The sequence below is a fragment of the Nocardia sp. CWNU-33 genome (assembly GCF_046764895.1).
Lineage (GTDB): Bacteria > Actinomycetota > Actinomycetes > Mycobacteriales > Mycobacteriaceae > Nocardia.
This window is the reverse complement of sequence record NZ_JBKOQN010000110.1, coordinates 1-1,263: the sequence shown is the minus strand read 5'-3', so window position 1 is coordinate 1,263 and position 1,263 is coordinate 1. Positions and strand designations below refer to the sequence as shown.

Genomic DNA, 1,263 nt, shown 5'->3' with positions numbered 1-1,263 from the left:
GGGACTGCTGCACGGATAGGTGACAACCGAGTTGGCTTGCCCCTCGGGCAGGCTGAAAGGATGTCATCGTGCCCAAGCCCTATCCCCGCGAGTTCCGCGACGATGTCGTGCGCGTCGCCCGCAACCGTGACGACGGTGTGACGCTGGAACAGATCGCCGCCGATTTCGGGGTCCACCCGATGACGCTGTCGAAGTGGATGCGCCAGTCCGACGTCGACGAGGGAACCAAGCCCGGCACCAGCACCAGTGAATCGGCGGAGCTGCGTGCAGCGCGGCGGCGAATCAAGTTGCTGGAGCAGGAGAACGAAGTCCTCAAGCGAGCCGCTGCTTATCTGTCGCAGGCGAATCTGCCGGGAAAATGATGTACCCGCTCGTCCGCGAGCTGGCTGCTGACGGGATTCCCGTCGCGGTGACGTGCCGGGTCCTGCAAATGGCGCGTCAGCCGTATTACCGCTGGCTGCCCGAGCCGGTGACCGGCGCCGAACTCGAGCAGGCATATCGGGCCGACGCGCTGTTCGACGCTCACCGTGAGGACCCCGAATTCGGGTACCGATTCCTCGCCGACGAAGCCCGCGCCGCGGGCGAGTCGATGGCCGACCGCACCGCGTGGCGGATCTGCTCGGCCCAGGGCTGGTGGAGCGCATTCGGTAAGAAACGCCGCGGCAAGGGAAAGGCCGGCCCGCCGGTCCACGATGATCTGGTTCGTCGAAACTTCACCGCCGAAGGCCCAAATCGGTTGTGGCTGGCCGATATCAGCGAACACCAGACCACCGAAGGCAAGCTCTATATTTGCGCGGTCAAGGATGTCTATTCCAACCGGATAGTCGGCTACTCCATCGACTCGCGCATGAAATCTGCACTCGCTGTCCGCGCTCTCAACAACGCGGCGGCCCGCCGCGGTGACGTGGCCGGCTGCATTCTCCATTCCGACCGCGGATCGCAATTTCGCAGCCGGAAATTCGTCCGCGGCCTCGACCGGCACGGCATGGTCGGATCGATGGGCCGCGTCGGCGCTGCCGGTGACAACGCGGCCATGGAAAGTTTCTTCGCGTTGCTGCAGAAGAACGTCCTCGACCGCCGATCATGGTGCAGCCGTGAGGAATTACGCATCGCGATCGTCACCTGGATCGAGCGGACCTACCACCGCCGCCGACGGCAGACCGCTCTCGGTCGTTTGACGCCAATCGAATACGAGACGATCATGACCCCACCGGCCAGTCAGGCCGCGTGATCGAACCTGTCACCTGGTCGTGCAGCAGTCCC

Annotated in this window: 1 protein-coding gene; it reads left to right on the top strand. The window is 64.4% G+C overall.

Annotated features, from left to right (window positions below):
* Window positions 1–68 precede the first annotated feature (68 nt).
* Window positions 69–1,231, top strand: a protein-coding gene (locus ACLMAL_RS39590) for an IS3 family transposase (protein ID WP_412003764.1) whose coding sequence is annotated in 2 segments (ribosomal slippage) — window positions 69–353 and window positions 356–1,231 — 1,161 coding nt in all. Because the reading frame shifts where the segments join, the coding sequence is not laid out codon by codon here.
* The last annotated feature ends 32 nt before the right edge of the window (window positions 1,232–1,263 follow it).